Raw genomic sequence first — 21627 nt, 5'->3', positions numbered from 1 at the left:
GAGCGGGGCCGCCGCCTGACCAACATCGAATGTGGATCAAGAGGTGGGTTATGAAATCGATTCCTGCGGCAGTTGCCCTTACCCTGCTGGGCTCAGCCTCCCTGCCAGTGGCGGCGGACATCTACAAGAGTGGTGCCGGCAGCCTCTATGCCGGCGCCAACTACACCTTTGTCGACCTTGAGGGTAACGGTCTGGATTCCGATCTTGGCACCCTGTCCGCCAAGGTGGGCGCCAACATCACGCCTTATTTCGGCCTGGAGGCCAGAGCCGGATTCGGGGTCAAGGATGACAGCATCACCAGCACCACCGACCTGTCCGCCAATGCCTTCTACGGCGGCTATGCCACCCTGAACCTGGCCAACGAATCGCCGGCCACGCCCTACGCCATTCTGGGTTTCACCCGCTACGAGCTGGAGCTGGACAACACGTTTCTCGGCACCACCCGGGATGACGAGTCGGATCTCTCCTACGGTCTGGGCGTGAACCTCGCCATCACCGAGGCCCTGTCCGGCAACCTGGAATACATGCGCTATTTTGACAAGGACGATGTCACCATCGACGGCATCGGTGTCGGCCTGACAGTGAACTTCTGACCAGAGTGGCGGGCCAAATTGCCCGCCCGGGAAACGGAGAATGCGCCATGGATCTGTGCATGCAAGCCGCCATCGAGGAGGCCCGTAAGGGCCTGGAAGAGGGCGGCATCCCGATCGGCTCGGTACTGGAGCTGGACGGCAGGATCGTCGGCCGGGGCCACAACCGCCGGGTGCAGAAGGGCAGTGCTGTCCTCCACGGCGAGATGGACTGCCTTGAGAACGCCGGCCGCCTCAAGGCCGCCGACTACAGGCGTGCCACCCTCTACACCACCCTGTCGCCCTGCGACATGTGCACAGGCGCGGTGCTGCTCTACGGCATTCCCAAAGTGGTGGTGGGGGAGAACAAGACCTTCACCGGGCCCGAGGCCTATCTTCGCTCCCGGGGAGTCCAGGTGGATGTGGTGGACAGTCCGGAATGCCGGCAGCTGATGGAGAATTTTATCCGCGACAATCCCGAACTCTGGCACGAAGACATCGGGGAGTGAGTTACTGGTCCGATGCCAGGGCCGGCGGCGCCTCCGGTGAGGCGCCGTCGCTGTCCATCCAGGGGTCACGCAGGCCCAGATGACCCACCCCTGGCAGTTTGATGGCCAGGGCCAGCGGGTCCACGCCAAAAGACAGCCCCAGCAGGTTGAACTCCACGCCCTCCCTCAGGCTGGCCAGAACGCCCAAATACCCGGCGAGTGAAAACTGGTAGCCGGTATCGCTGGGTGTCCGTGACACCAGTCCTTCCCCGAGATAATCCTTGCCGATGGCGGTGTTGGGCAGTGCCACGTCCAGGTCCGGCACCTGCCGGATCACCCAGGCCACGAAAGTGTTGCTGTTGGGTCCGGGCCAGGCTTCGTAACGGTTCGGGTAGGGGTAGTCCGCCACCGCAGCCTGGATGTGGGGAATCATGGCGGCCGCCCGTGGCCCGCGGATATCCGCCAGCAGCTCCGGCGGGTTGCCGTACCAGGCCCGGTCCGGGTCACCGGGGCGGGATCTCACAGTCTCACGGCCCCAGCCGGTGACGTCGTGCACCACATAGAAGTCTGCGTTCTCCGCCTTGGTGGCAATCCAGGTATGCACCGCGAAATAGCCCCGCCAGCCAAACGCCCGCGCGCCGTAGACCTGCACCACCGCTGCCGGCGTCTGCTCCGGGCGGGGCGCGATACCGGCACTGGAGCGATCCGCCTGGTACCAGGTCTGGCCGTTCTGCAGGTTACTGCACGCGGCCATGAAGGCCGGTCCGGCCAGCAGCGCCAGCAGGATCAGTAAGCTTCGCAGGGGCCATTTGATAAAGGACTTCATGGATCGATTCACGGTCTCCTAGGGTGCGCCGGTGCCGGTCAGGGGCAGATGACCGGTTTTGACCCAGATGACGGTATCCAGTTCCACGAACGGGTGATGCTGGCTGCCGTGGGGGCTGCGTATCCAGGTACCTGCCGGATAGTGCCCGTGTTCATCGCAGAATTCCCCGGCCAGCACGAAAATCTCCTCGCCTCCGAAATGCCGGTGGGGCTGGAAACGCTCACCGGCGGGCCAGCGCACTAGCGCCACGTGTTCATGCTCGAACTCGTGCAGCGGCAGCACCTCGAGGCCGCCGATGCCCGGTCGCCAGGCGGCGGTGCGGGTATCCACCCGAACCCGGTCGGTGTCGCCGGGGGCGAACTGGTGGAGCTTGACGAACAAGGTACAGCCGTCGCGGCTGAAGGGCGCGTGACCGCTGCCGGGCGGATTGCGGATATAGGTGCCGGGGCCGTAATCGCCTTCCTCATCGGAGAAGGTGCCCTCAAGCACCAGGATCTCCTCACCGCGGGGGTGCGTGTGACGGTCGAAACGGGCGCCGGGTTCGTAGCGCACCACGCTGGTGGCGTGGCCCCGCTCGGCTTCCTCGCGGGCCAGGGGCTTGCGGGCCACGCCACCGGCCGGGCTCGGTGTCCAGTTCATGGCCCCGGTGTCGATGACCACACGCTGGCTGAAATCCAGGTTGAGCATTGCTGACTCCGCTTGGGTGGATGCTGCCAGTTTATACGGGCCAGCCGGCCAGACGCATCACTGCCTGGCCGGCACTCGGGAGCCGGGGCTTACCGGGGCCGTGGAAGAGGGTACACTGGGGCCGCCGTCCACGGAGGAAACCATGACCGACTTTGCCGACCTGTTTTCGATCCAGCGCCCCTTTAATCGCCAGGCTGATAATCGCCAGGCTGACGGGAATCGCCAGGGCGACCGTGCCGATACCTTCCGGCTGCGCCAGTGCGGCATCACCCGGCTGGAAGACGCCCTGGAAAGCGACCGCGGCCGGATCATCAACTCGGCGGCGGTGCGTCGGCTGCAGCAGAAAACCCAGGTCTTTCCACTGGAGCGCAACGCCGCGGTGCGCAGCCGCCTGACCCACTCGCTGGAAGTGCAGCAGACCGGTCGTTTCATCGTGCGTACGGTGTTCCGGCTGCTGGGCAAAAACCGGCTGGAGCAGCTGGGCCTGGGTGGCCTGGACCGGGCCTGTGAGACCCTGGTGGAGATGGCCTGCCTGATGCACGACATCGGCAACCCGCCGTTCGGCCATTTCGGCGAGGCAGCCCTGTCCAAATGGTTTGCCGATCACCTGCGCGAGCTGGCGCCTTTTCGGGAGGTCACCGCCGCGAGCTGGGATACCGCCGGGGCTGATGAGAAAGCCCTGACCGCCCAACTGGCCCGGGAGTTGCAGAGCTTCGAGGGCAACGCCCAGGCCATCCGGCTGATTGCGCACCTGCAGAAACTCAACCTCACCTATCTGCAGGCCGCGGCCGCGTTCAAGTACACCCGGCCGGCCACCGAGCCACGTCCGCCCGCGGACCACCCCCTGAGCTACCTGCAGAAGAAGCCGGGTTATTATTTTTCCGAAACCGGCTTTGTCGCGGCCATGCAGCAAGCCCTGGGCATGGCCCCGGGCCACCGGCATCCACTGGCCTACATCATGGAGGCGGCGGACGACATCTCCTACTGCCTGGCCGACCTGGAGGACGGTGTCGACAAGGGCTTGATGAGCTATACCCAGCTGGCCGAACGCCTGGTGGCCACCTTCGACGAGCTGCGCCCGGACCAGGCCCGGACCGCCCACTTCGGATCGGAGTCCTTCGCCAGCCTGGTGGATTACGCCCTGAAACGGGCCGGGGCCGAGGACATCAACCGGGAGCATGAGTTCTTCGTGTGGCTGCGGGTGAAGGTCATCCATCCACTGGTCCAGCACGCCGCCAGGGCCTTTATCGACAACCTGGCAGCCATCCGGGAGGGCAGTCTCAACCGGGCCCTCCTGGAGGACGATTCCGCCTGCCACACGGTGATCGGGACCTTCAAGCGGGTGGCAGTCAAGCATGTGTTCTCGGTGCCGGAGGTGGAAACCCTGGAGCTGCAGGGCTACCGCATCATCACCGGCCTGCTGGACCACTTCAAACCGCTGCTGCTGCTCTCCCGCGCCGACTTCGCCCGCCTGCTGGCGGGGCAGCAGAAGGGCCTGCTGGTGGAAAGCCGGCTCTATAAACGCCTGCCCAACAAGCATGTGAAGGCCTACCTGGCCGCGGTGGCGGAGGATCGGGGTGTGGCTCCGGAGGTCTGGGAGCGCTACTGCCGCTGCCGGCTGCTCCAGGACATGGTCAGCGGCATGACCGACCAGTTCGCCCTGGATGAATTCCACACCCTGTCCGTGACCCGCGCCATCTGAGCCTCAGCTGTCCTGGCGAAAGGGCAGGGCGTCCAGGGCGGCTTCCCGGTAGGCCCGCACCTGGGCCGCCTCCTCCTGGCAGAAGCGGCTCAGGGCACCGGCGAAGCCGGCCTCGGCCACCCAGTGCCAGGAATGGGTGAGCTGGGGCTCGAATCCCCGCACCAGCTTGTGCTCGCCCTGGGCGCCGGCGTCGAAGCGGCGCAGGCCCCGAGCGATGGCCAGTTCGATGCCCTGGTAATAGCAGGTCTCGAAATGCAGGTGGTCGTACTCCTCCAGGCAGCCCCAGTAACGGCCGTAGAGAGTGTCCTGGCCCAGCAGGAAGAGGGCGCCGGCAATGTATTCCCCGTTTTTGACCGCCATGGTGACCTGTAGCTGTTCCGGCTGGCGATCCCTGAGGGCGCGGAAGAAGTCCAGGTTGAGGTAGGGCCGCTGGCCGCGCTTGAGGTAAGTGGCCTGGTAGAACAGGTAGAAAGTCTCCAGCACCGGGTCCGGCAATTCGGCGCCGGTGAAATGCTCAAAGCCGATGCCCTGCTCGGCCACCTGCCGGCGCTCCTTGCGGATCGACTTGCGCTTGCGGGAGGTGAGGGTGGCCAGGAAGTCCTCGAAGCTGTTGTAATTCCGGTTGAGCCAGTGGAACTGACAGCCCAGCCGGTGCAGACGGCCAGGGGCGTCCAGCAGGACCTGATCGTCCGCGTTGGGAAACAGCAGGTGCCAGGAATGGCCGCCGGCGGCTTGGCAGACCCGGTCCAGGGCCCGGTGCAGGGCGGGCGGGTCCAGCTGCGCCCGCAGCCGGTCTGAGAACAGCAGCCGGGCGCCGGTGGATGGGGTGAAGGGCACCGCCATCAGCAGCTTCGGATAATACTCCAGGCCATAGCGCTGGTAGGCGTCCGCCCAGGCCCAGTCGAACACGTACTCGCCCATGGAATGGTGCTTGAGGTAGGCCGGGATGACCCCCACCACCTCCCCGTCCTGGCGGAAGACCAGGTGGCTCGGGGTCCAGCCGGTGGCGGTGGTGGTGCAGCCGCTGTGCTCCAGTGCCGCCAGGAAGCGGTGGCGCAGGAACGGATTGCCGCTGCCCGCCAACGCGTCCCAGACCGGCTCGGGTATGTCCCCGATGCTGGCAACGGTGTCGATTCGAAGGGCGGCGTTTTCCATTTCGGGCATGGTGGTGTCGGTCTCTGTGGCACTGGGCAAGCCCCTTACCTTACGTCAGAAACCGCCGGGCGATCACCCCCGATACCGGCGCGGCCGCTATTTCCCCCCTCCTGTAAAGGTTGTGTAAACCCCACCGCCAGCGGCCTGATGGCGCCCCGCCGGCATGCTAGACTGCGCTCAACCAGGCAAGAGAGTGCACCATGCAGAATCGAGTGCTGCTGATCGAAGACGACGACGAGCTGCGACAGCTGCTGGCCCGCTACCTCACCAGCCAGGGCTTTACCGTGCGGGAGGCCGCCGGCGGCCGCGACGGCCTGCTGCTGGCGGCAGAGAACCACTGCGACATCGTGGTGCTGGACATCATGCTGCCGGACCTCAATGGCCTGGAGGTGCTGTGCCAGCTGCGGGCCCGGACCCATCTGCCGGTGGTGCTGCTCACCGCCCGGGGCGATGAGACCGACCGCATCGTGGGCTACGAGGTGGGCGCCGACGACTACATTCCCAAGCCCTGCAATCCCCGCGAGTTGGTGGCCCGCCTGCAGGCCATTCTGCGGCGCATCGCCTGGGACCAGCAGACCGGCGTCGACGACGCCCGCGTCTATGGCGACCTCCGGGTGGAGCCGGGCCAACGCCGGATCTACCAGAACGGCGAGCCGGTGGAACTGACCGCCACCGAGTACGAAGTGCTGCAGGTGCTGCTGGCCCACGCCGGCAGCGTGGTGCGCAAGACCGACCTGATGCAGTGGGCCCTAGGCCGCCGGCTGGCGAGCCACGACCGTACCCTGGACATGCATATCAGCAACCTGCGCCGCAAGCTGGGGGGTGATGATCCGCCCCGCATCGAGACCGTCCGTGGCCTGGGCTACAGCTACCGGAGCGTGGTTTCGTGAGGCGCCGACTGTGGTTCCCGCTGTTCTGGCGGATCTTCCTGATGATCTGGCTGGCCATGTCGGTGACCGTGGTGGTGAGCAACCTGGCGACCCGGGAACTGGTGGACCGGGAGCGCCTCAGCATCGAGCGCCAGGTGGGCCTGCGGGACATCGGCGCCGAGGCGGTGAACATCCGGCAGGACCAGGGCCGGGGCGCCACCTGGCGCTACCTCAAGGACCAGGGGCAGGCCCTGGATCTGCACCTGCTGCTGATCTCGGATGAACGGCTGGAAAGCGGCGAGGGCGAGGCCCTGCCCAAGGAGCTGCAGGACCGCATGGGGGCGGGCTGGTATCGCCAGCGGCCCGCCATCATCGAACTGGACGAGGGCTTCCGTCTGGTGGCCTGGCCCAGGGCCAGCGGTGAGGGCTGGCTGGATCCTCACCTGTTCCGCTGGCTGGAGTGGGGGCTGGGCTTTGTCATCGTGACCCTGGCCTGCTGGGCCATTGCCCGCAGGCTGTCCAAGCCCCTGGGCCACATGGAGGCGACTGCCCGAACCATTGCCGGTGGCGACACCTCGCAGCGGGTGGCAGACAGGATCGCCAACCGCCATGACGAGATCGGGGCCCTGGCGCGGGCCTTCAACGCCATGACCGAGCGGCTCTGGGGGCTGCTGGAGCGCCAGAAGCACCTGCTGCGGGACATTTCCCACGACCTGCGCACGCCACTGACCCGCCAGCGCATTGCCATCGAGCTGGTCAGCAATGGCCAGGCCGACGAGGACCTGATGGCCAGCATCCTGCGCCAGAACGAGCGCATGGAAGTCATGACCTCCCAGATCCTTACCCTCTACCGGTTGTCCGAACAGGGCGCCGATATTGCCCGGGAGCCGGTGCGGCTGGTGTCGGTGCTGAATCAGGTGCTGCGGGATGCCGCCGATTACGCCGAACACCGCCGGGTGGACTGCCAGCTCACCGCGCCCCGGGACTGCCAGTCGTTGACGGTACTGGGCGACAGCGGCCTGATGCAGCGGGCCCTGGACAATGTGCTGCAGAACGCCCTGGACCACACCCCGCCGGGCCGTACCGTGGCCATCAGCCTGACCCGCCAGGATGGCCAAGTACGCTGCGACATCGCCGACAGCGGCCCGGGGGTGCCCGAGCATACCCTGGATAAACTGTTCGAGCCTTTCTACCGGGGCGATGAGTCCCGCTCCGGCCAGGGCTGGGGCCTGGGCCTGGCCATCGCCCGGGACATCCTGCGGGCCCACGATGGCGAGATCTATGCCAGTCCGGGCGCCCGTGGTGGCCTGGTGGTGTCCCTGGTGTGGCCGATCTTCACCCAGGGCTGATGGGTTGCTGTGACGCCCGGGCTGCATTACGGTCAGGAAAGGTAGCGAACCGCACGGGCTCCGCCGGCGTCTGCTATGCGTATACTGAAATAACAGGACCCTGTTTGGAGGCGATTATGATTCGCAACTGGTTGACGATACTGATGCTGGCCGCCTTGGCAGGTTGCGCCAGCAACGTGGCAACCGACTACAACCCCTCGGTGGTGTTCGGCAACTACAACACCTGGTCGTTCGCCGAGCGCGAGGGCGAGCCCAAGCTCTCTCTGGATGGCGCCCGTATCGAGGAGGCCATCACCCAGGCCATGAATCGCAAGGCCCTGGAGCAGGTGCCGGCAGAGGAGGCAGACCTGCTGGTCTATTACGGCATCGAGACCGTGGAACGGCTGGACACCACCGGGCTTTCCTACGGCCTGGGCTTTGGCCGGGGGCCCTTCGGTTTTGGCTTCACCACGGCGCCGCCGGTGCGTGAGATCGAGGAGGGCAAGCTTTACGTGGAGCTGGTGGACAACGAAACCGATCGGGTGGTGTGGCGCTCCGTCAGCAAACGCTACCTCAATGAGGATCAGTCTCCCGAGACCCGCCGCGAGCTGATCGATGAGTCGGTGGCGGACATGTTCGCCAAGTACCCGCCCGGCGCCTGATCCGCCATGAACTGGGTGACGCTGCGCCAGTATTCACTGCCTTACGAGGCACATCTGGACAGGGCGCGCCTGGAATCGGAGGGCATCACCGCGGTGATCGCCGATGAGCACACCATAGCCATGCAATGGATGCTTTCCGATGCCCTGGGTGGCGTCCGCCTGCGGGTACAGCCTGACGATCTGGCCCGTGCCGAGCGTATCCTGGCGGAGGACCGCTCGGATCTGGTGGACGAGCCCGACAGCCACAGGGCGCCGGCCCAGACTTCCGGCTCAAGCCCCATGCGGCTGGCCCCGCTGGCCACAAGCAACCGCAAGCGGGGCTTCTTCGCCACGCTACTGGCCTTGTTCATCGGCTCCTGACCGGCTGGTATAGTGTCGCCGTCCACCCCTTTGACGGCCCCTGGAGGACCCCCATGAAAAACCCGTCCCGCGGCGGACTTGTCTATTCCACCGACCAGGGCCGTATGTGCCCGGATTGCGGCCATCCCAGGTCAGACTGCCGCTGTGGCAGCGCCGCTCGCCCGTCCGGTGACGGCATTGTGCGGGTCAGCCGCGAAACCAAAGGCCGGAAGGGCAAGGGCGTGACCCTGGTGACCGGAGTGCCGCTGGACGATAACGAACTCAAGGCCCTGGCCAAGGTGCTCAAGGCCAAGTGCGGTACCGGCGGTACCGTCAAGGACGGTGTGATCGAGATCCAGGGCGACCAGCGCGACCTGCTGGTGCCCCTGCTGGAAGCCAGGGGCTGGCAAGTCAAACGCGCCGGCGGCTAGACTGAGAGGGGCCTGATCTGCGGTGAACCAAACGGTGATTCGTTACGGACTCTGTTACGCTGTCGCCACTTTTCACCACTCGGAGTAGTCCATGATCACTGTCCACCACCTCAACAATTCCCGCTCCCAGCGGGTCCTCTGGATGCTGGAGGAGCTGGGCGTCGACTACGAGATCAAGCGCTACGAGCGGGATCCGGAAACCATGCTGGCCCCCGCCAGCCTCAGGAAGGTGCATCCGCTGGGCAAGTCGCCGGTGATCACCGACGGTGAACTCACCATTGCCGAATCCGGTGCCATCGTGGAGTACCTGGCCCACACCTACGGCAACGACAAGATGCTGCCGAAGCCGGGCAGTCAGGCCTGGCTGGACTGCAGCTACTGGCTGCACTACGCCGAGGGCTCGCTGATGCCGCCGCTGGTCATGCGCCTGGTGTTCGAGAAGATCAAGACCAGCCCCATGCCCTTCTTCATCAAGCCGGTGGCCAAGGGCATTGCCAGCAAGACCAACCAGATGTTCATCGGCCCCCAGATCAAAACCCATATGGATTTCGTCGAATCCCATCTTGCGGACCGGACCTGGTTCCTGGGCGACGAGTTAAGCGCGGCTGACTTCCAGATGAGCTTCCCGCTGGAAGCCTCGGTGGCTCGCGGCATTGTTGAGAAGAAGAGTCGGCCCAACATCGTGGCCTGGGTCGAGCGTATGCACGCCCGTCCTGCCTACCAGCGGGCACTTGAGAAAGGTGGTGAGTACGATTTCGCCTGATGGTCTGAGGCGGTAAGACCACGGCCGGGCCGGGTGAAGGGTCCGGCCGTGGTCTGCCTTATTTCAGCTGGTCGCGAATCAGCTTCTTGTTGATCTTGCCGACACTGGTCTTGGGGATGTCCTCGACGAAATCGATCTTCGCGGGGATGGCCCACTTGTTGATCTCGCCGCTGTCCACGTACTGCTGCAGATGCCGCTGCAGGGTCGCGGTGTCCGCCTGCTGGCCCGGTGCCAGCACCACCAGCGCGTGCGGCCGCTCGCCCCACTTTTCATCCGGTACGCCCACCACCGCGGCACCGGCCACCGCCGGGTGCTGACTGATCAGGTTCTCCAGATCCAGTGACGACAGCCACTCGCCGCCGGTCTTGATCACATCCTTGATGCGGTCCTTGATCATCAGGTTGTGGTCGGGCTCGATGCTGGCCACGTCACCGGTGTGCAGCCAGCCGCCGGCCCAGAGTTCCTGACCCTTGTCCGGCTCCTTGAGGTAGCTCTGGGTCAGCCAGGGCGCCCGCGCCACCACTTCGCCCTTGGCCTTGCCGTCGTGGGGCAGGGGTTGGCCGTCGGCGTCCAGGATGCGGATGTCCACCAGCGGCACCGGCACGCCGGTCTTGACCCGCTTGCCCACCTGCTGCTCCAGGGGCAGCTCCAGGTCCTCGTTACGCAGGTGGGTGGCGGTCAGCAGCGGACCGGTCTCGGACATGCCGTAGCCGGTGTACATGCGAATGCCCAGTTTGGCGCCGGCCTTGCACAGGCCCTCGGTGAGGGCACTGCCGCCAATCAGCACGTGCCACTGGCTCAGGTCGGCCTTCTTGATGGCATCGGTGGCCAGCAGCATTTGCATGATGGTGGGCACGCAGTGGGAGAAGGTGACCTTGTGGGTGGTGAGCAGGTTCACCAGCAGTTCCGGCTCGTAGCGGCCCGGGTAGACCTGCTTAAGACCCAGCATGGTGGCGGCGTAGGGCACGCCCCAGGCGTGGACATGGAACATGGGGGTGATGGGCATGTAGACGCTGGACGAGCGCATCAGCGGCGCCTCGTCGTAGGCCGAGAAGTTGGACGCCATGGCCAGGGTGTGCAGCACCAGCTGGCGATGGCTGAAGAACACCCCCTTGGGGTTACCGGTGGTGCCGGTGGTGTAGAAGGTGGTGGCTATGCTGTTCTCGTCGAAATCCGGGAACTCGAATTGGGTGTTCGCCTTCGCCAGCAATGCCTCGTACTCGCCATGACTGGTCAGTTTGGTGGTCTTGGCCTGGTCCGCGTCGGTCAGCTGGATGTAGCCCTTGACGGTGGTCAGCTCGCCGGCCACCTGCTCCAGCAGGGGCACGAAGTCGTCGTGCACCAGCACCAGGTCGTCTTCGGCATGGTTCATGGTATAGACGATCTGCTCCGGCGACAGCCGCACGTTGACGGTGTGCAGCACGGCGCCGATCATCGGGATGGCGAAGAAGCACTCCAGGTACCGGGGCGTATCCCAGTCCAGCACCGCCACGGTGTCGCCCGGGCCGATGCCGGCATCGGTGAGGGCATTGGCGAGACGATGGATACGTTCCACCAGGTCGGTGTAGGTGTATTTGCTGCGATTGGCGTAGATGATTTCCTGGTCCGGCGCGTAACGGGGCGCGGACAACAGCAACTGCTTGATCAGAAGGGGATACTGATAGGCGTTCTCAGCCGCCGGTAAGAGCTTGGTCTGGGCCATTGAGCGGGGTCCTCTTGTTCTCGTGTGTTGGAGTTGTTGCGAGAATAGAGGATCAATCTGACACAGTTGCGGAAAAACCGGAACCTTCGGCAGGGCAAATTATGCCAGGGCGCTATTGCGCCCTGCGAACCGCTGATTCACTCACAGTGGCAGAGTGATTCACTCATAGGTGCAGAGATAGGCGGTATCAATATCGGTTTTCACTTTGAAGCTGGCCTGGCCGGCCACCTCGAAGCTTTCACCGGGGGCGTAAGTCATCCAGTCCGTCATGCCCGGCAGCAGCACCGTGAGTGCGCCGCTGATCACGGTCATGGTCTCTTTCTTGGACGTACCGAACTCGTAATCTCCCGGGCTGATCACCCCCACAGTGGCGGGCAGCGACGAGGTCTGGAAGGCAATGGACTTTGCCTTACCGTCAAAATACTCGTTAACCTTCAGCATACAGCGTGTCTCCTGAAATCTGGGTGGCCTACTATACGGCAAATTTGGCCTTTGAGAAGGACGTACATGAGCAATTCAGATCCCCGCGGGCGCGGGCTGACACCGGAGCAGAGAATTCAGTACCAGCGCACCCTGGACCGGCTGGACCGTTATGCCGGGTTGCTGGACAGCCGCTTCCGGATTCCCTTCACCCGCATCCGCTTCGGGCTTGAGCCGCTGATCGGCCTGTTGCCGGGGATCGGCGACCTGGCCGGGTTCGGGCTGTCGCTGTACCTGGTGGGTGAGGCCGTCAAGCTGCGGGCCGGGTCGCGTCTGATCGGCAAGATGCTGGGCAACGTCGCGGTGGATTTCGTGGTGGGCCTGGTGCCGGTGCTGGGTGATGCCTTTGATCTGGTCTGGCGGGCCAATGATCGGAACGCGCGACTGCTGCGGGAGCACATCGAACAGACCCTGCGACCACCCCAACCCCACACGCCCTGGCTCACCCGTGCCCTCTGGGTGGTTTTCGGGGTCATGGTACTGGCGCTGATCGCGGTGCTGGTGGCGGCGGTCTGAGCAACCGCCGCCGGTCACTGGTCCCAGAGGTTGCCGCGGGTGTCCTCGTCAGCTTTGGCGCGAATATGCATGGCGGCCTTGGACAGCATGTTGGCGCTGACCGGGGCGGTGAGGAACAGGAAGATCAGCAGCAGCACTTCCGAAATGGCAAGGCCCTCTCCCTTCAGATAGAAGAACAGGATGGAGGCCAGCACGATACTGCCCACCCCTAGGGTGGTGGCCTTGGTGGGCCCGTGCAGGCGGGTGTAGAAGTCCGGCAGCCGCGCCAGGCCGATGGCGCCCACCAGGGCAAAGCCTCCCCCCATCACCAGCAGGACTGAAACCAGAATTTCCAGGGCAGCCGTCATTCGATCACACTCCCGCGCTTGAGGTATTTGGCCAGGGCCACGGTGCCGACAAAGCCCATAACGGCAATCAGCAGCGCGGCCTCCAGGTAGAGCCGGCTGGCGACGCTGATGCCTAGCAGCACGATCAGAGCCAGGGCGTTGATGTACAGCGTGTCCAGCGCCAGGATCCGGTCCGGCGCATCCGGTCCTATGATCAGGCGGTACATATTGAGTATCAGCGCCAGGCTGACCAGTGCGATGGTGACGGGCAGGGCGATCTCGATCATGGGAACATCTCCTGCAGGGGCTTCTCGTAGCGTTCGCGAATGGCCTCGATCAGGGCCTGGTCGTCGTCCACATCCAGGGCGTGGATGAGCAGCTTCGACTCGGCGTCATTGATGTCGGCACTGACCGTGCCGGGGGTCAGGGAAATCGTGGACGCCAGGATGCTGATGGCCATGGGGTGGGTCAGGGTCAGCGGGTAGTTGATGAACGCCGGCCGCGGCTTGCGACGGAAGTTCAGTACCAGCGCTGCCACCGAGAAGTTGGCAACGATGATGTCCTGAATCACCCGAAGCAGGTAGGCCAACATACGCCAGGGCTTGCGGAAAGGCGGGTTATCCGGCCACAGGCCACGCGTCAGCAGCGGCAGCAGCCAGGCCAGGATCAGACCCATGACCACACTGGCACCCGACACCTCGCCGGCCAGCAGTTGCCAGACCAGGAACAGCACCAGGCTGAGATAGGGGCGGGGAAATCCGAATTTCTGATTCATGGCAGCAGCTCCTTCGGGGACTTCGGTCCCACGGCCTGGGTGCCCAGGATGGTGATGTAGCCATCAGGATCATGCAGCTGCGCCGCGGTGGCGTCGGTGTAGCGGGAAATAGGTCCGGCCAGCACCACAATGACCACGGTCATGGCCAGCAGTGCGCCGGTGGAGACCGATACCGGCAGGGTCAGCTTGCCGGGATTGCTGACGTGGCCCTCCACGTTACGCCAGAACACGATGCTGCCGGCCCGGCTGAAGGCCACCAGGGTCAGGAAGCCGGCAATCAGTATGGTGCCCCAGAGCCAGGCCATCTGGGGCCCGGGGTCGGCAGACTTGAGGATCAGCAGCTTGGCGAAGAAGCCGCTCAGTGGCGGCAGGCCCGCGGCGGCGGTAGCACCCAACAGGAACAGCACGCTGAGCAGGGTCCGGCTGTGCATGCGGGGCGCGGTAATGATCTTGTCGGCAGCGGTGCCGCGCTGGCGGCCCACCAGATCCACCAGCAGGAACAGGCCACCGGCCAGCCAGGTGGTATTGAGCAGGTAGAACAGCGCCGCCGAGGTGCTCTCGGTCTTGCCCAGGGCGATGGCGGCCAGGAGGGTACCCACCGAGACCACAACCTGCCAGGCGACCAGGGTCTTGAGCCCGCCGGCACCCAGAGTGCCGATGATGCCCATGGCGATGGTGGCCAGGGCAGCGGGGAAGAGCCAGTCCATGCCAAGGTTGGCCAGCACACCGGCATCGTCGCCGAAGACCAGGGTATGGACCCGCAGGATGGCGTAGATGCCCACCTTGGTCATCACCGCGAACAGCGCCGCCACCGGTGCGGTGGCGTTGGCATAGGCCCGCGGCAGCCAGAAGCACAGTGGCAGCACCGCGCCCTTGAGGGCAAAAACCACCAGCAGGATCAGGCCGCCGGCCTTGACCAGGGGGATGTCCTCGTCGCTGAGCTGCGGCACCAGTACCGCCAGGTCCGCCATATTGAGGGTGCCGGTGACGCTGTAGATCATGCCGACGCTGATCAGGAACAGCGCCGATCCGGCCAGGTTGAGCACCACGTAATGCAGGCTGGGTATGGTCCTCAGGGTGCCCTTACCATGCATCATCAGACCATAGGAGGCGATCAGCAGGACCTCGAAGGCGACGAACAGGTTGAACAGGTCACCGGTCAGGAAGGCGATATTCAGACCGAACAGCTGGAACAGGAAGAGCGCGTGGAAGTAGTCGCCGGCCTCGTCGGTGCCACGCACCGAGAATATGTGACAGCACAGGGCCAGAGAAGCGGTCAACACCAGCATCAGGGCGGCCAGGCGATCCAGTACCAGCACAATGCCATAAGGCGGCGGCCAGTTGCCGAAGGCGTAGACCCGGTAGTTGCCGTCGTCGGCGAGCCCCAGCAGCATCACGGTGGCCACCAGGGTCAGCACGCTGGTGGCCAGGGCCAGGGTACGTCTGAGCTGGAGCGGCGCATAGCTCATGAAGATCTGCACCAGGGCGCCGAACAGCGGAATCAGCAGCGGGGCGGTCAGCCAGTGGTTCATTGGCCGCCCTCCGACTCTTTTGTGGTACTGACTTCGGGTCGGTCCTGGGGACCGTCGACATGGTCGTCACCGGTATCGGCCCGGCTGCGCAGGGCCAGGATCACCACAAAGGCAGTCATGGCAAAGCCGATCACGATGGCGGTCAGTACCAGCGCCTGAGGCAGGGGGTCGCTGTACTGCTCGGTGCTGCCGATGATGGGCTGGGCGCCCGTGGCCAGACGACCGCTGGAGAACAGGAACAGGTTGACGCCGTAGGACAGCATGGTCAGCCCCACCACGACCGGGAAGGTCCTGGCCCGAAGCACCAGGTAGACACCGGATCCCGCGAGGGCACCGATCACCAGGGCAAACATCAGTTCCATATCAGGCTTTCTCCTTGCGGGTCGGAATTCGGAGCGACAGCCGGCCCAGGCTGACCACGATCAGAAGGGTCGCGCCCACCACCGTCAGGAACACCCCCAGGTCGAACAGCAGCGCGGTGGCCAACTCGAACTTGCCCACCACCGGTAGGGTGACGTAGGTGAAGTCCGAGGTCAGGAAGGGGTAGCCGTAGAAGAAGCTGCCGACACCGGTCAGGGTGGCGATCAGCACGCCCAGGCCCAGCATGGCCGGGTAGCGCAGCGGTAGCCGGTCCTGGGTCCAGAGCATGCCATTGGCAATATACTGCAGGATCAGCGCCACCGCCGTGATGAGGCCGGCGATGAAGCCGCCGCCGGGCAGGTTATGGCCCCGCAGGAAAATGTAGACCGACACCATCAGCGCCAGCGGCAGCAGGGGACGGGCCAGTTGCGCCAGCATGGTGGGGTGCGGATCCCGGGAACCATCCGGCCCGCTCAGGTCGGGGGGGCTCAGCACCACGCCCCGCAGCATGGCGAAGATGCCCAGGGCGGCGATGGCCAGCACGGTGATCTCACCAAGGGTATCGAAGCCCCGGAAGTCCACCAGGATGACGTTGACCACGTTGGTGCCGCCGCCGCCCGGTTTGCTGTTGGCCAGGAAATAGTCGGAGATCGAGCTGAACGGCCGGGTCAGCATTGCCAGGGTCACCAGGGTCATGCCCACACCCACGGCCACCGACAGCCCAACGTCGCGCCAGTGCCTGAAGCTGCTGGCCTCCATCGGTGTCCAGGATGGCAGGTAATAGAGCGCCAGCATCAGCAGCACGATGGTGACCACTTCCACCGACAACTGGGTCATGGCCAGGTCCGGGGCCGAGAAGCGGGCGAAGGCCAGCGCCACCATCAGCCCCACCACGCTCAGCAGGATCAGCGAGTACAGCCGTTGCCGGTGCAGCGCGGCCGTGGCCAGGGCGCAGACGATGAGGATCAGCGCCCCCACGACAGTGGCGCCATCCACCGCCGAGAGGCCGGCGCTGCCCACGGAAATTCCCAGGCTGGCGATGGGAGCGATGGTCATCACCAGCACGGTCAACAGGGTCAGCATGGTATAGCGCTGCAGCGAACCGTTCTCCAGCCGGGCGGTGACGCCGTTGGCCCTGTCGGAAAGCCAGGATACCGCGCGCTCGAAGATGGCCTTCTCATCGATCTCCCCGATGCGGGCGTGAAAATCGAAGAACCTCTGGCGCTGGCTGTACATGATCAGACCACCGACGAAGGCAATCAGGCTCATCATCAGCGGCAGGTTGAAGCCGTGGAACACCGCCAGGCCGTAGTCGGGCACTTCGCCTGCCAGGGTTGCGGCGGCGGCGGCGTACAGCAGCGGTCCAACGGCGAAGGCCGGGAACAGGCCCACCAGGATGCAGGCCACCACCAGGATTTCCACCGGAATCTTCATGTAGCGCGGCGGTTCGTGGGGCGGGTAGATGGGTATGTTGTTGGGCTTGCCGTTGAAGAAGACGTCGTGGATGAAGCGCGCCGAATAGGCCACCGAGAAGACCCCGCCCAGGGTGGCCACGATGGGGGGAATCCAGGCCCAGAGGCCGGGCAGATTCAGGCTCAGGGCCTCGGCGAAGAACATCTCCTTGGACAGGAAGCCGTTCAGCAGCGGTACCCCGGCCATGGAAGCGGCCGCCACCATCGCCAGAGTGGCGGTATGGGGCATGAACTGCCAGAGACCGTTCAGCTGGCGCATATCCCGGCTGCCGGTCTCATGGTCGATGATGCCGGCGGCCATGAACAGTGAGGCCTTGAAGATGGCGTGGTTGATGACGTGGAACAGCGCCGCCACCGCGGCCAGTTCCGTACCCATGCCCAGCAGCAGGGTGATCAGGCCCAGGTGGCTGACGGTGGAGTGGGCCAGCAGGCCCTTGAGATCGTGTTTGAGCAGGGCCACGTAGGCACCCACCAGCAGCGTGGCCATGCCGGTGAAGGTGACCATCAGGAACCACTGCTCGGTGCCGGCCAGGGCCGGGTAGAGCCGGGCCAGCAGGAAGATGCCGGCCTTCACCATGGTGGCGGAATGCAGGTAGGCCGACACCGGCGTGGGCGCCTGCATGGCATGGGGCAGCCAGAAATGGAACGGGAACTGGGCGGACTTGGTGAAGGCCCCCAGCAGCACCAGGGTCAGGGTGATAGGGTAGAGGTCGTGGGCCTTGATCTGCTCGCCCGCCGCCAGCACTGCGTCCAGCTCGAAACTGCCGACGATGTGGCCCAGCAGCAGTATACCCGCCAGCAGCGCTAGGCCCCCGCCGCCGGTGATCGCCAGTGCCATGCGGGCGCCGCGGCGGGCGTCCTGCTTGTGGTCCCAGTAGCTGATCAGCAGGAAGGACACCACGCTGGTGAGCTCCCAGAACACCAGCATCAGCAGCAGGTTGCTGGACAGCACGATACCCAGCATGGAGCCCATGAACATCAGCAGCAGCGAATAGAACTTACCGACGTTCTCATAAGGCTTGAGATAGTAGCGGGCGTAGAGAATGATCAGCAGCCCGATCAGCAGGATCAGCAGCGCAAAAAGCAACGACAGGCCGTCCAGGCGGAAGCTGAGGGACAGGCCCAGCGCCGGCAGCCACTCATGGGTTTGCAGCAGCACCCCGCCCTCGGCCAGGGTCGGCCAGTGGGGAAACAGGGCCGCCAGGGCCAGAATGGCCGGCACCGACGATACAATGGCGATGGCAGTGCGGCCGGCCTGGGCGAACAGGGGTGCGACGAGTGCGCCGATAAAAGGCAGAAGAACGACCAGCGCCAGTGTCATCGTAACCTCTTTATTTTGGTTATGCGGAAAAACGGGTAACGGATGCTCGAGACCAGAGCTTGCCTGAGTGTAGACCCCAGGCGCCGGCCCTGCACTGCGTCAGCGGGCCGGAACGGGAGCTCATGCCGGGGGATCAGTGAAATACGGAAGGCGCCCCGGTTGGATCACCGAGTGTACAGCGGGTCGGAAACCCGTGTCAGAGATGGTGCGGGACAGTGCCAGCATGAATGCTCCATCAGGAAACGCGATCCCTGATAATACGTTGCCAACCGGCGAGGTCAAGCGAAGCCGGCCGCAACGAGCCTGATCCGGCCGCAATCGGGTTGTATTCAGAGCGCCCGGCGGTCCCGGAACGGCTGCTCAGGATCGCCGGTGTTGCGGGCCACCGCGATGCGCTGGTTGGTGCGACCAAGGACCTTTTTCTGGAGGCGGGTTTCCCAGTCCAGCGCGGTCTTGTCGGACGCTGTCCAGGTGCGGTTGAACAGCAGCTTGCTGGCAGCCATCGCGTCCGGCGAGCGCTCCGCCAGCTCGCGGGCGAAAGCGTAGGCTTCGGCCACCGGATCCTCGCAGACCCGGCTGACCAGGCCCATGTGGTGGGCGGCCTCGCCGCTGAACTGGCGCGCGGTCATGGTCAGCTCCTTGGCCAGGTCGATGCTGATCAGCTCCCGCAGCGTGACGGTCAGGCTCATGTCCGGAATCAGCCCCCACTTGCTCTCCATGATGGAGAACCGGCAGTCCGGCGTGGTGAACCGGAAGTCAGCCCCCAGGGCGATCTGGAAGCCGCCCCCGAAGCAGTAGCCGTGGGTGGCGGCAATCACTGGCGCCGGCACCTCACGCCACAGGTAACCCACGTCCTGTGCCAGGTTGCTGATGCGGCGGCCCGGCTTGGTCAGCAGGCGCAGGAAGTTGAGCGGGTTCTTGGACACGGTTTTGACATCCAGCCCCGAACAGAAAGCCTCGCCATTACCTCGCATCACCACCGCCCGCACATGACGCTGTTTCTTCAGGGTCCGGGCGGCGCGAGTGATGCCCTCGAACATGGGCATGTCCAGGCCGTTGTACTTGTCCGGGCGGTTGAGGGTGACCGTGGCGATGCCATCTTCGATGTCCAGCAGGACGCGGTCAGAGAGGACCTGGCTCATAGTGGGCTCCGTGGCTTGCTGTTCCGTCGTTGGCCGCCATTATGGCGGCCGGCCGATATCTTGCAAAGCCGGAGCATAGACGGTGTCGCCCTCGGGCGAGTGCCGGGCTGTGGCGCAGCGGACAATTTTTGTCAGTTACGGACAGGGCGTGGCCCCGTTGCCGGCACCCGCGGGACTGGCGGACTCAGCGCTGAAGCTTCATGGCATCACTGATGGCCCGGGCCTCGGCTTCAAGCACCCGGTAGCGCAGGCTGTCGCCCTGTTGGCTGGCGTGCAGCAGCTGCTTCTGTTTCATGTCATAGAGTCGGGTCAGCAACTCCACCTGTCTGCTCAAGCGCGGTGTTCTCATGGCACTGGTCTCCTGCCGTCACGCCGGGTCTGCTGTCAGGGTAATTTACGGTTTCCCGTCACAAACGCCCTGTGGCCGGAAATCCAGCATAAAACATGCCATCCGGAAGGGACTTCCGCTGCGCGAAATGGTCATCGGCCAAATCGGTGAAAGAGCCCCATCAAACCGATGAACGCGCCTCAGCGCCCGAACCGGGACCGGTAATCACTGGGAGGCAGGCCGGTGAGGCGCTTGAACAGCCGGGTGAAGGAGCTGACATCGTCGTAGCCCACCCGCTGGGTGATGGTTTCCACTGATTCGCTGGTGGTTTCCAGCAGTTCACGGGCCGCCTCGATGCGCAGCAATTGCAGGTAGTTACGGGGGGTGTCGCCGGTGGCGGCCTTGAAGCGGCGCAGGAGGGAGCGGCTGCTGAGCCCGCTGACACGGCAAAGATCGGCCGAGCTGACCGGGTGGCTGTGATGGGCGTCGAGCCAGGCCTGCAGCTCCAGGATGACCTCGTCCTGGTGATAGCGCCGGGTCTGCAGGGCGGTGTAGGGGGCCTGGCTGCGGCGCCCGGCATCCACCACGAAAGCCTTGGCCAGCTCACGGGCAGTCTGGGCGCCGGCGTATCGCTCTACCATGAACACGCCCAGGTCGAACCAGGCCATGCCACCGCCGGCACAGGCAACGGCACCGTCTACTGTCACCAGCTGCTCCGGGCGGCAGATCACAGCCGGGTAGCGCTCCTGCAACAGCTCGCTGAAGCCCCAGTGAGTGGTCGCCTGACGACCGTCCAGCAGACCCGCCTCCGCCAGCAGGAAGGCGCCGGTGCAGTTGCTGGCAATGGCGCGGCCACTGCGGGCCTGGTCTGCCAGCCAGCGGATTTCCTGCTGACAGGCTGCCAGAGTGGGGGCGATGGGGCCGCCGATGGTGGGTACCAGGACAAGCTCGCCCGGGTCGCTGCTGTCCAGCCGGCCATGGGCGGGCAGAGTCAGGCCGTTCAGGCAGCGGCAGGGATCGCCGTCCACGGTCAGCAGGCTGACCTGGAAGCGCTGTTGCGGCTGTTGGCCCTGGATCCGGGCCCAGGTTACCCCCGCCAGCTGGAACAGGTCGATCATGCCGGTAATGGCGCTGGCCAGGGCGCCTGGGAAGCCCAGAATCGAAATACGAACCATAGCGTGGCAGCCGGTGGCGGAATTGACCAAGATTGTGTCAGATATGACGGTTTTCTCAACCCCAGGCTTGTGCCAGTCTTAGCGCTCTGACTGGGAGACCCGCTATGACCGATGCCTTGATTGACCGCCGCGACCTGGATTTTCAGCTCTACGAAGTACTGGACACCGAAACCCTATGCCAGCGTGAGCGTTTCATCGAGCACAGCCGCGAGACCTTTGACGCGGTGGTGGAAACCGCCGACAAGATGGCCCGTGAGAAGTTCGCCACCCACAACGCCGCTGCGGACAAGGACGAACCGAAGTTCGTCGACGGCAAGGTGGAAATGCTGCCGGAGGTCAAGGAGGCGTTCGACGCTTACGCCGAGGCGGGCTTTATTGCCGGTCGTTACGATTACGAGCTGGGCGGCATGCAGCTGCCGGAATCGGTGATGGCCGCCTGCAATGGCTTCTTCACCGCCGTCAACCCAGGTACCGCCGGTTACCCCTTCCTGACCACGGCAGCGGCCAACCTGATCCGGGTGTTCGGCTCCCCCCAGCAGCAGGCCAAGTACCTGGAACCCATGCTGACGGGTCGCTACACGGGCACCATGGCGCTGACCGAGCCCCATGCCGGCTCGTCGCTGGCGGACATCCGCACCTCCGCCACCCCTACGGATGAGGGCCACTACCTCATCAAGGG

24 protein-coding genes and 1 pseudogene are annotated in these 21627 nt (G+C 64.9%); 10 read left to right on the top strand and 15 right to left on the bottom strand.

Translation table 11 applies throughout. The features are described 5' to 3' along the window. Window positions 1-255: 255 nt before the first annotated feature. A pseudogene (locus R3280_RS06380) lies at window positions 256-359 on the bottom strand. A 281-nt stretch (window positions 360-640) separates the two neighbouring features. Here R3280_RS06380 and R3280_RS06375 point away from each other — a divergent pair. Further along, entirely contained in the window at window positions 641-1078 is a 438-nt protein-coding gene (locus R3280_RS06375) for a nucleoside deaminase (protein ID WP_318997751.1), read from the top strand. 1 nt (window position 1079) lies between these two features. On the opposite strand, the gene R3280_RS06370 is transcribed toward R3280_RS06375, so the two are convergent. Beyond that, window positions 1080-1883, bottom strand: a complete 804-nt coding sequence (locus tag R3280_RS06370) for a DUF3750 domain-containing protein (protein ID WP_318997750.1) — start codon at window positions 1881-1883, stop codon at window positions 1080-1082. 18 nt (window positions 1884-1901) lie between these two features. Next, window positions 1902-2570: a cupin domain-containing protein gene (locus R3280_RS06365; RefSeq protein WP_318997749.1), complete on the bottom strand. Its 669-nt coding sequence runs from the start codon at window positions 2568-2570 to the stop codon at window positions 1902-1904. 142 nt (window positions 2571-2712) lie between these two features. On the opposite strand from R3280_RS06365, the gene dgt reads away from it, so the two are divergent. Further along, window positions 2713-4272, top strand: coding sequence for a dGTPase (gene dgt, locus R3280_RS06360; protein ID WP_318997748.1), 1560 nt, complete (start codon window positions 2713-2715; stop codon window positions 4270-4272). 3 nt (window positions 4273-4275) lie between these two features. On the opposite strand, the gene R3280_RS06355 is transcribed toward dgt, so the two are convergent. After that, a complete protein-coding gene (locus R3280_RS06355) occupies window positions 4276-5436 on the bottom strand; it encodes a GNAT family N-acetyltransferase (protein WP_318997777.1) in 1161 nt (386 codons plus the stop codon). A gap of 191 nt (window positions 5437-5627) precedes the next feature. On the opposite strand from R3280_RS06355, the gene R3280_RS06350 reads away from it, so the two are divergent. The 6 genes from R3280_RS06350 to R3280_RS06325 all read left to right on the top strand — a co-directional run bounded on the left by R3280_RS06350 (window position 5628) and on the right by R3280_RS06325 (window position 9819). Then, window positions 5628-6317 carry a response regulator transcription factor gene (locus tag R3280_RS06350; protein WP_318997747.1) on the top strand — a complete coding sequence of 230 codons (690 nt, stop codon included), beginning with the start codon at window positions 5628-5630 and terminating at the stop codon, window positions 6315-6317. Next, window positions 6314-7645 carry a HAMP domain-containing sensor histidine kinase gene (locus R3280_RS06345; RefSeq protein WP_318997746.1) on the top strand — a complete coding sequence of 444 codons (1332 nt, stop codon included), beginning with the start codon at window positions 6314-6316 and terminating at the stop codon, window positions 7643-7645. The genes R3280_RS06350 and R3280_RS06345 overlap by 4 nt, the downstream gene beginning before the upstream one ends. Window positions 7646-7761: 116 nt before the next feature. Further along, entirely contained in the window at window positions 7762-8286 is a 525-nt protein-coding gene (locus tag R3280_RS06340; protein ID WP_318997745.1) for a DUF4136 domain-containing protein, read from the top strand. 6 nt (window positions 8287-8292) lie between these two features. Further along, the gene (locus R3280_RS06335) at window positions 8293-8646 is read left to right on the top strand and encodes a DUF2007 domain-containing protein (RefSeq protein WP_318997744.1); all 354 of its coding nucleotides are present in this window, start codon (window positions 8293-8295) and stop codon (window positions 8644-8646) included. Between the two features lie 53 nt (window positions 8647-8699). Beyond that, window positions 8700-9056: a translation initiation factor Sui1 gene (locus R3280_RS06330; protein ID WP_318997743.1), complete on the top strand. Its 357-nt coding sequence runs from the start codon at window positions 8700-8702 to the stop codon at window positions 9054-9056. Between the two features lie 91 nt (window positions 9057-9147). Continuing rightward, window positions 9148-9819, top strand: a complete 672-nt coding sequence (locus tag R3280_RS06325) for a glutathione S-transferase (protein WP_318997742.1) — start codon at window positions 9148-9150, stop codon at window positions 9817-9819. 58 nt (window positions 9820-9877) lie between these two features. On the opposite strand, the gene R3280_RS06320 is transcribed toward R3280_RS06325, so the two are convergent. Beyond that, window positions 9878-11521: a fatty acid--CoA ligase gene (locus tag R3280_RS06320; protein WP_318997741.1), complete on the bottom strand. Its 1644-nt coding sequence runs from the start codon at window positions 11519-11521 to the stop codon at window positions 9878-9880. Window positions 11522-11680: 159 nt separating this feature from the next. Then, window positions 11681-11962 (bottom strand): pyrimidine/purine nucleoside phosphorylase, encoded by a 282-nt coding sequence (locus tag R3280_RS06315; RefSeq protein WP_318997740.1) that lies wholly within the window; start codon window positions 11960-11962, stop codon window positions 11681-11683. 66 nt (window positions 11963-12028) lie between these two features. Here R3280_RS06315 and R3280_RS06310 point away from each other — a divergent pair, with 66 nt between their 5' ends. Next, on the top strand, window positions 12029-12517 hold the full coding sequence (locus R3280_RS06310) for a DUF4112 domain-containing protein (RefSeq protein WP_318997739.1): 489 nt from the start codon (window positions 12029-12031) through the stop codon (window positions 12515-12517). Window positions 12518-12531: 14 nt separating this feature from the next. Here the strand turns inward: R3280_RS06310 and R3280_RS06305 are convergent, their stop codons facing one another. From R3280_RS06305 to R3280_RS06265, 9 genes are all read right to left on the bottom strand, one after another. Then, window positions 12532-12864 (bottom strand): Na+/H+ antiporter subunit G, encoded by a 333-nt coding sequence (locus tag R3280_RS06305; protein ID WP_318997738.1) that lies wholly within the window; start codon window positions 12862-12864, stop codon window positions 12532-12534. Then, window positions 12861-13130 (bottom strand): K+/H+ antiporter subunit F, encoded by a 270-nt coding sequence (locus tag R3280_RS06300; RefSeq protein ID WP_318997737.1) that lies wholly within the window; start codon window positions 13128-13130, stop codon window positions 12861-12863. The genes R3280_RS06305 and R3280_RS06300 overlap by 4 nt, the downstream gene beginning before the upstream one ends. Continuing rightward, window positions 13127-13618, bottom strand: a complete 492-nt coding sequence (locus tag R3280_RS06295; protein WP_318997736.1) for a Na+/H+ antiporter subunit E — start codon at window positions 13616-13618, stop codon at window positions 13127-13129. Before R3280_RS06295 ends, R3280_RS06300 begins: the two co-directional genes overlap by 4 nt. Beyond that, complete coding sequence (locus tag R3280_RS06290; RefSeq protein WP_318997735.1) at window positions 13615-15150, bottom strand: monovalent cation/H+ antiporter subunit D; 1536 nt, start codon at window positions 15148-15150, stop codon at window positions 13615-13617. The genes R3280_RS06295 and R3280_RS06290 overlap by 4 nt, the downstream gene beginning before the upstream one ends. After that, a complete protein-coding gene (locus tag R3280_RS06285) occupies window positions 15147-15512 on the bottom strand; it encodes a Na+/H+ antiporter subunit C (RefSeq protein WP_318997734.1) in 366 nt (121 codons plus the stop codon). Before R3280_RS06285 ends, R3280_RS06290 begins: the two co-directional genes overlap by 4 nt. Before the next feature lies 1 nt (window position 15513). Next, window positions 15514-18303, bottom strand: a complete 2790-nt coding sequence (locus R3280_RS06280) for a monovalent cation/H+ antiporter subunit A (protein WP_318997733.1) — start codon at window positions 18301-18303, stop codon at window positions 15514-15516. A 329-nt stretch (window positions 18304-18632) separates the two neighbouring features. After that, a complete protein-coding gene (locus R3280_RS06275) occupies window positions 18633-19445 on the bottom strand; it encodes a crotonase/enoyl-CoA hydratase family protein (protein ID WP_318997732.1) in 813 nt (270 codons plus the stop codon). A 184-nt stretch (window positions 19446-19629) separates the two neighbouring features. Beyond that, window positions 19630-19794, bottom strand: a complete 165-nt coding sequence (locus R3280_RS06270; protein WP_318997731.1) for a hypothetical protein — start codon at window positions 19792-19794, stop codon at window positions 19630-19632. A gap of 179 nt (window positions 19795-19973) precedes the next feature. Next, window positions 19974-20948, bottom strand: a complete 975-nt coding sequence (locus R3280_RS06265; protein ID WP_318997730.1) for a GlxA family transcriptional regulator — start codon at window positions 20946-20948, stop codon at window positions 19974-19976. Between the two features lie 104 nt (window positions 20949-21052). On the opposite strand from R3280_RS06265, the gene R3280_RS06260 reads away from it, so the two are divergent. Next, window positions 21053-21627 (top strand): acyl-CoA dehydrogenase family protein (locus tag R3280_RS06260; protein WP_318997729.1); only part of this gene is annotated, 575 nt, incomplete at its 3' end.

Origin of the sequence: Marinobacter sp. (assembly GCF_033722195.1) — a bacterium.
Classification (GTDB): Bacteria; Pseudomonadota; Gammaproteobacteria; order Pseudomonadales; family Oleiphilaceae; genus Marinobacter.
The sequence above is the reverse complement of the archived record's forward strand: the minus strand, read 5'-3'. Positions and strand labels throughout refer to the sequence as shown.

Coding starts and splice junctions, on each gene's coding strand:
- R3280_RS06375 (WP_318997751.1), top strand. CDS start 641: ATGGATCTGTGCATGCAAGCCGCCATCGAGGAGGCCCGTAAGGGCCTG.
- R3280_RS06370 (WP_318997750.1), bottom strand. CDS start 1,883: ATGAAGTCCTTTATCAAATGGCCCCTGCGAAGCTTACTGATCCTGCTG.
- R3280_RS06365 (WP_318997749.1), bottom strand. CDS start 2,570: ATGCTCAACCTGGATTTCAGCCAGCGTGTGGTCATCGACACCGGGGCC.
- dgt (WP_318997748.1), top strand. CDS start 2,713: ATGACCGACTTTGCCGACCTGTTTTCGATCCAGCGCCCCTTTAATCGC.
- R3280_RS06355 (WP_318997777.1), bottom strand. CDS start 5,436: ATGCCCGAAATGGAAAACGCCGCCCTTCGAATCGACACCGTTGCCAGC.
- R3280_RS06350 (WP_318997747.1), top strand. CDS start 5,628: ATGCAGAATCGAGTGCTGCTGATCGAAGACGACGACGAGCTGCGACAG.
- R3280_RS06340 (WP_318997745.1), top strand. CDS start 7,762: ATGATTCGCAACTGGTTGACGATACTGATGCTGGCCGCCTTGGCAGGT.
- R3280_RS06335 (WP_318997744.1), top strand. CDS start 8,293: ATGAACTGGGTGACGCTGCGCCAGTATTCACTGCCTTACGAGGCACAT.
- R3280_RS06330 (WP_318997743.1), top strand. CDS start 8,700: ATGAAAAACCCGTCCCGCGGCGGACTTGTCTATTCCACCGACCAGGGC.
- R3280_RS06325 (WP_318997742.1), top strand. CDS start 9,148: ATGATCACTGTCCACCACCTCAACAATTCCCGCTCCCAGCGGGTCCTC.
- R3280_RS06320 (WP_318997741.1), bottom strand. CDS start 11,521: ATGGCCCAGACCAAGCTCTTACCGGCGGCTGAGAACGCCTATCAGTAT.
- R3280_RS06315 (WP_318997740.1), bottom strand. CDS start 11,962: ATGCTGAAGGTTAACGAGTATTTTGACGGTAAGGCAAAGTCCATTGCC.
- R3280_RS06310 (WP_318997739.1), top strand. CDS start 12,029: ATGAGCAATTCAGATCCCCGCGGGCGCGGGCTGACACCGGAGCAGAGA.
- R3280_RS06305 (WP_318997738.1), bottom strand. CDS start 12,864: ATGACGGCTGCCCTGGAAATTCTGGTTTCAGTCCTGCTGGTGATGGGG.
- R3280_RS06300 (WP_318997737.1), bottom strand. CDS start 13,130: ATGATCGAGATCGCCCTGCCCGTCACCATCGCACTGGTCAGCCTGGCG.
- R3280_RS06295 (WP_318997736.1), bottom strand. CDS start 13,618: ATGAATCAGAAATTCGGATTTCCCCGCCCCTATCTCAGCCTGGTGCTG.
- R3280_RS06290 (WP_318997735.1), bottom strand. CDS start 15,150: ATGAACCACTGGCTGACCGCCCCGCTGCTGATTCCGCTGTTCGGCGCC.
- R3280_RS06285 (WP_318997734.1), bottom strand. CDS start 15,512: ATGGAACTGATGTTTGCCCTGGTGATCGGTGCCCTCGCGGGATCCGGT.
- R3280_RS06280 (WP_318997733.1), bottom strand. CDS start 18,303: ATGACACTGGCGCTGGTCGTTCTTCTGCCTTTTATCGGCGCACTCGTC.
- R3280_RS06275 (WP_318997732.1), bottom strand. CDS start 19,445: ATGAGCCAGGTCCTCTCTGACCGCGTCCTGCTGGACATCGAAGATGGC.
- R3280_RS06270 (WP_318997731.1), bottom strand. CDS start 19,794: ATGAGAACACCGCGCTTGAGCAGACAGGTGGAGTTGCTGACCCGACTC.
- R3280_RS06265 (WP_318997730.1), bottom strand. CDS start 20,948: ATGGTTCGTATTTCGATTCTGGGCTTCCCAGGCGCCCTGGCCAGCGCC.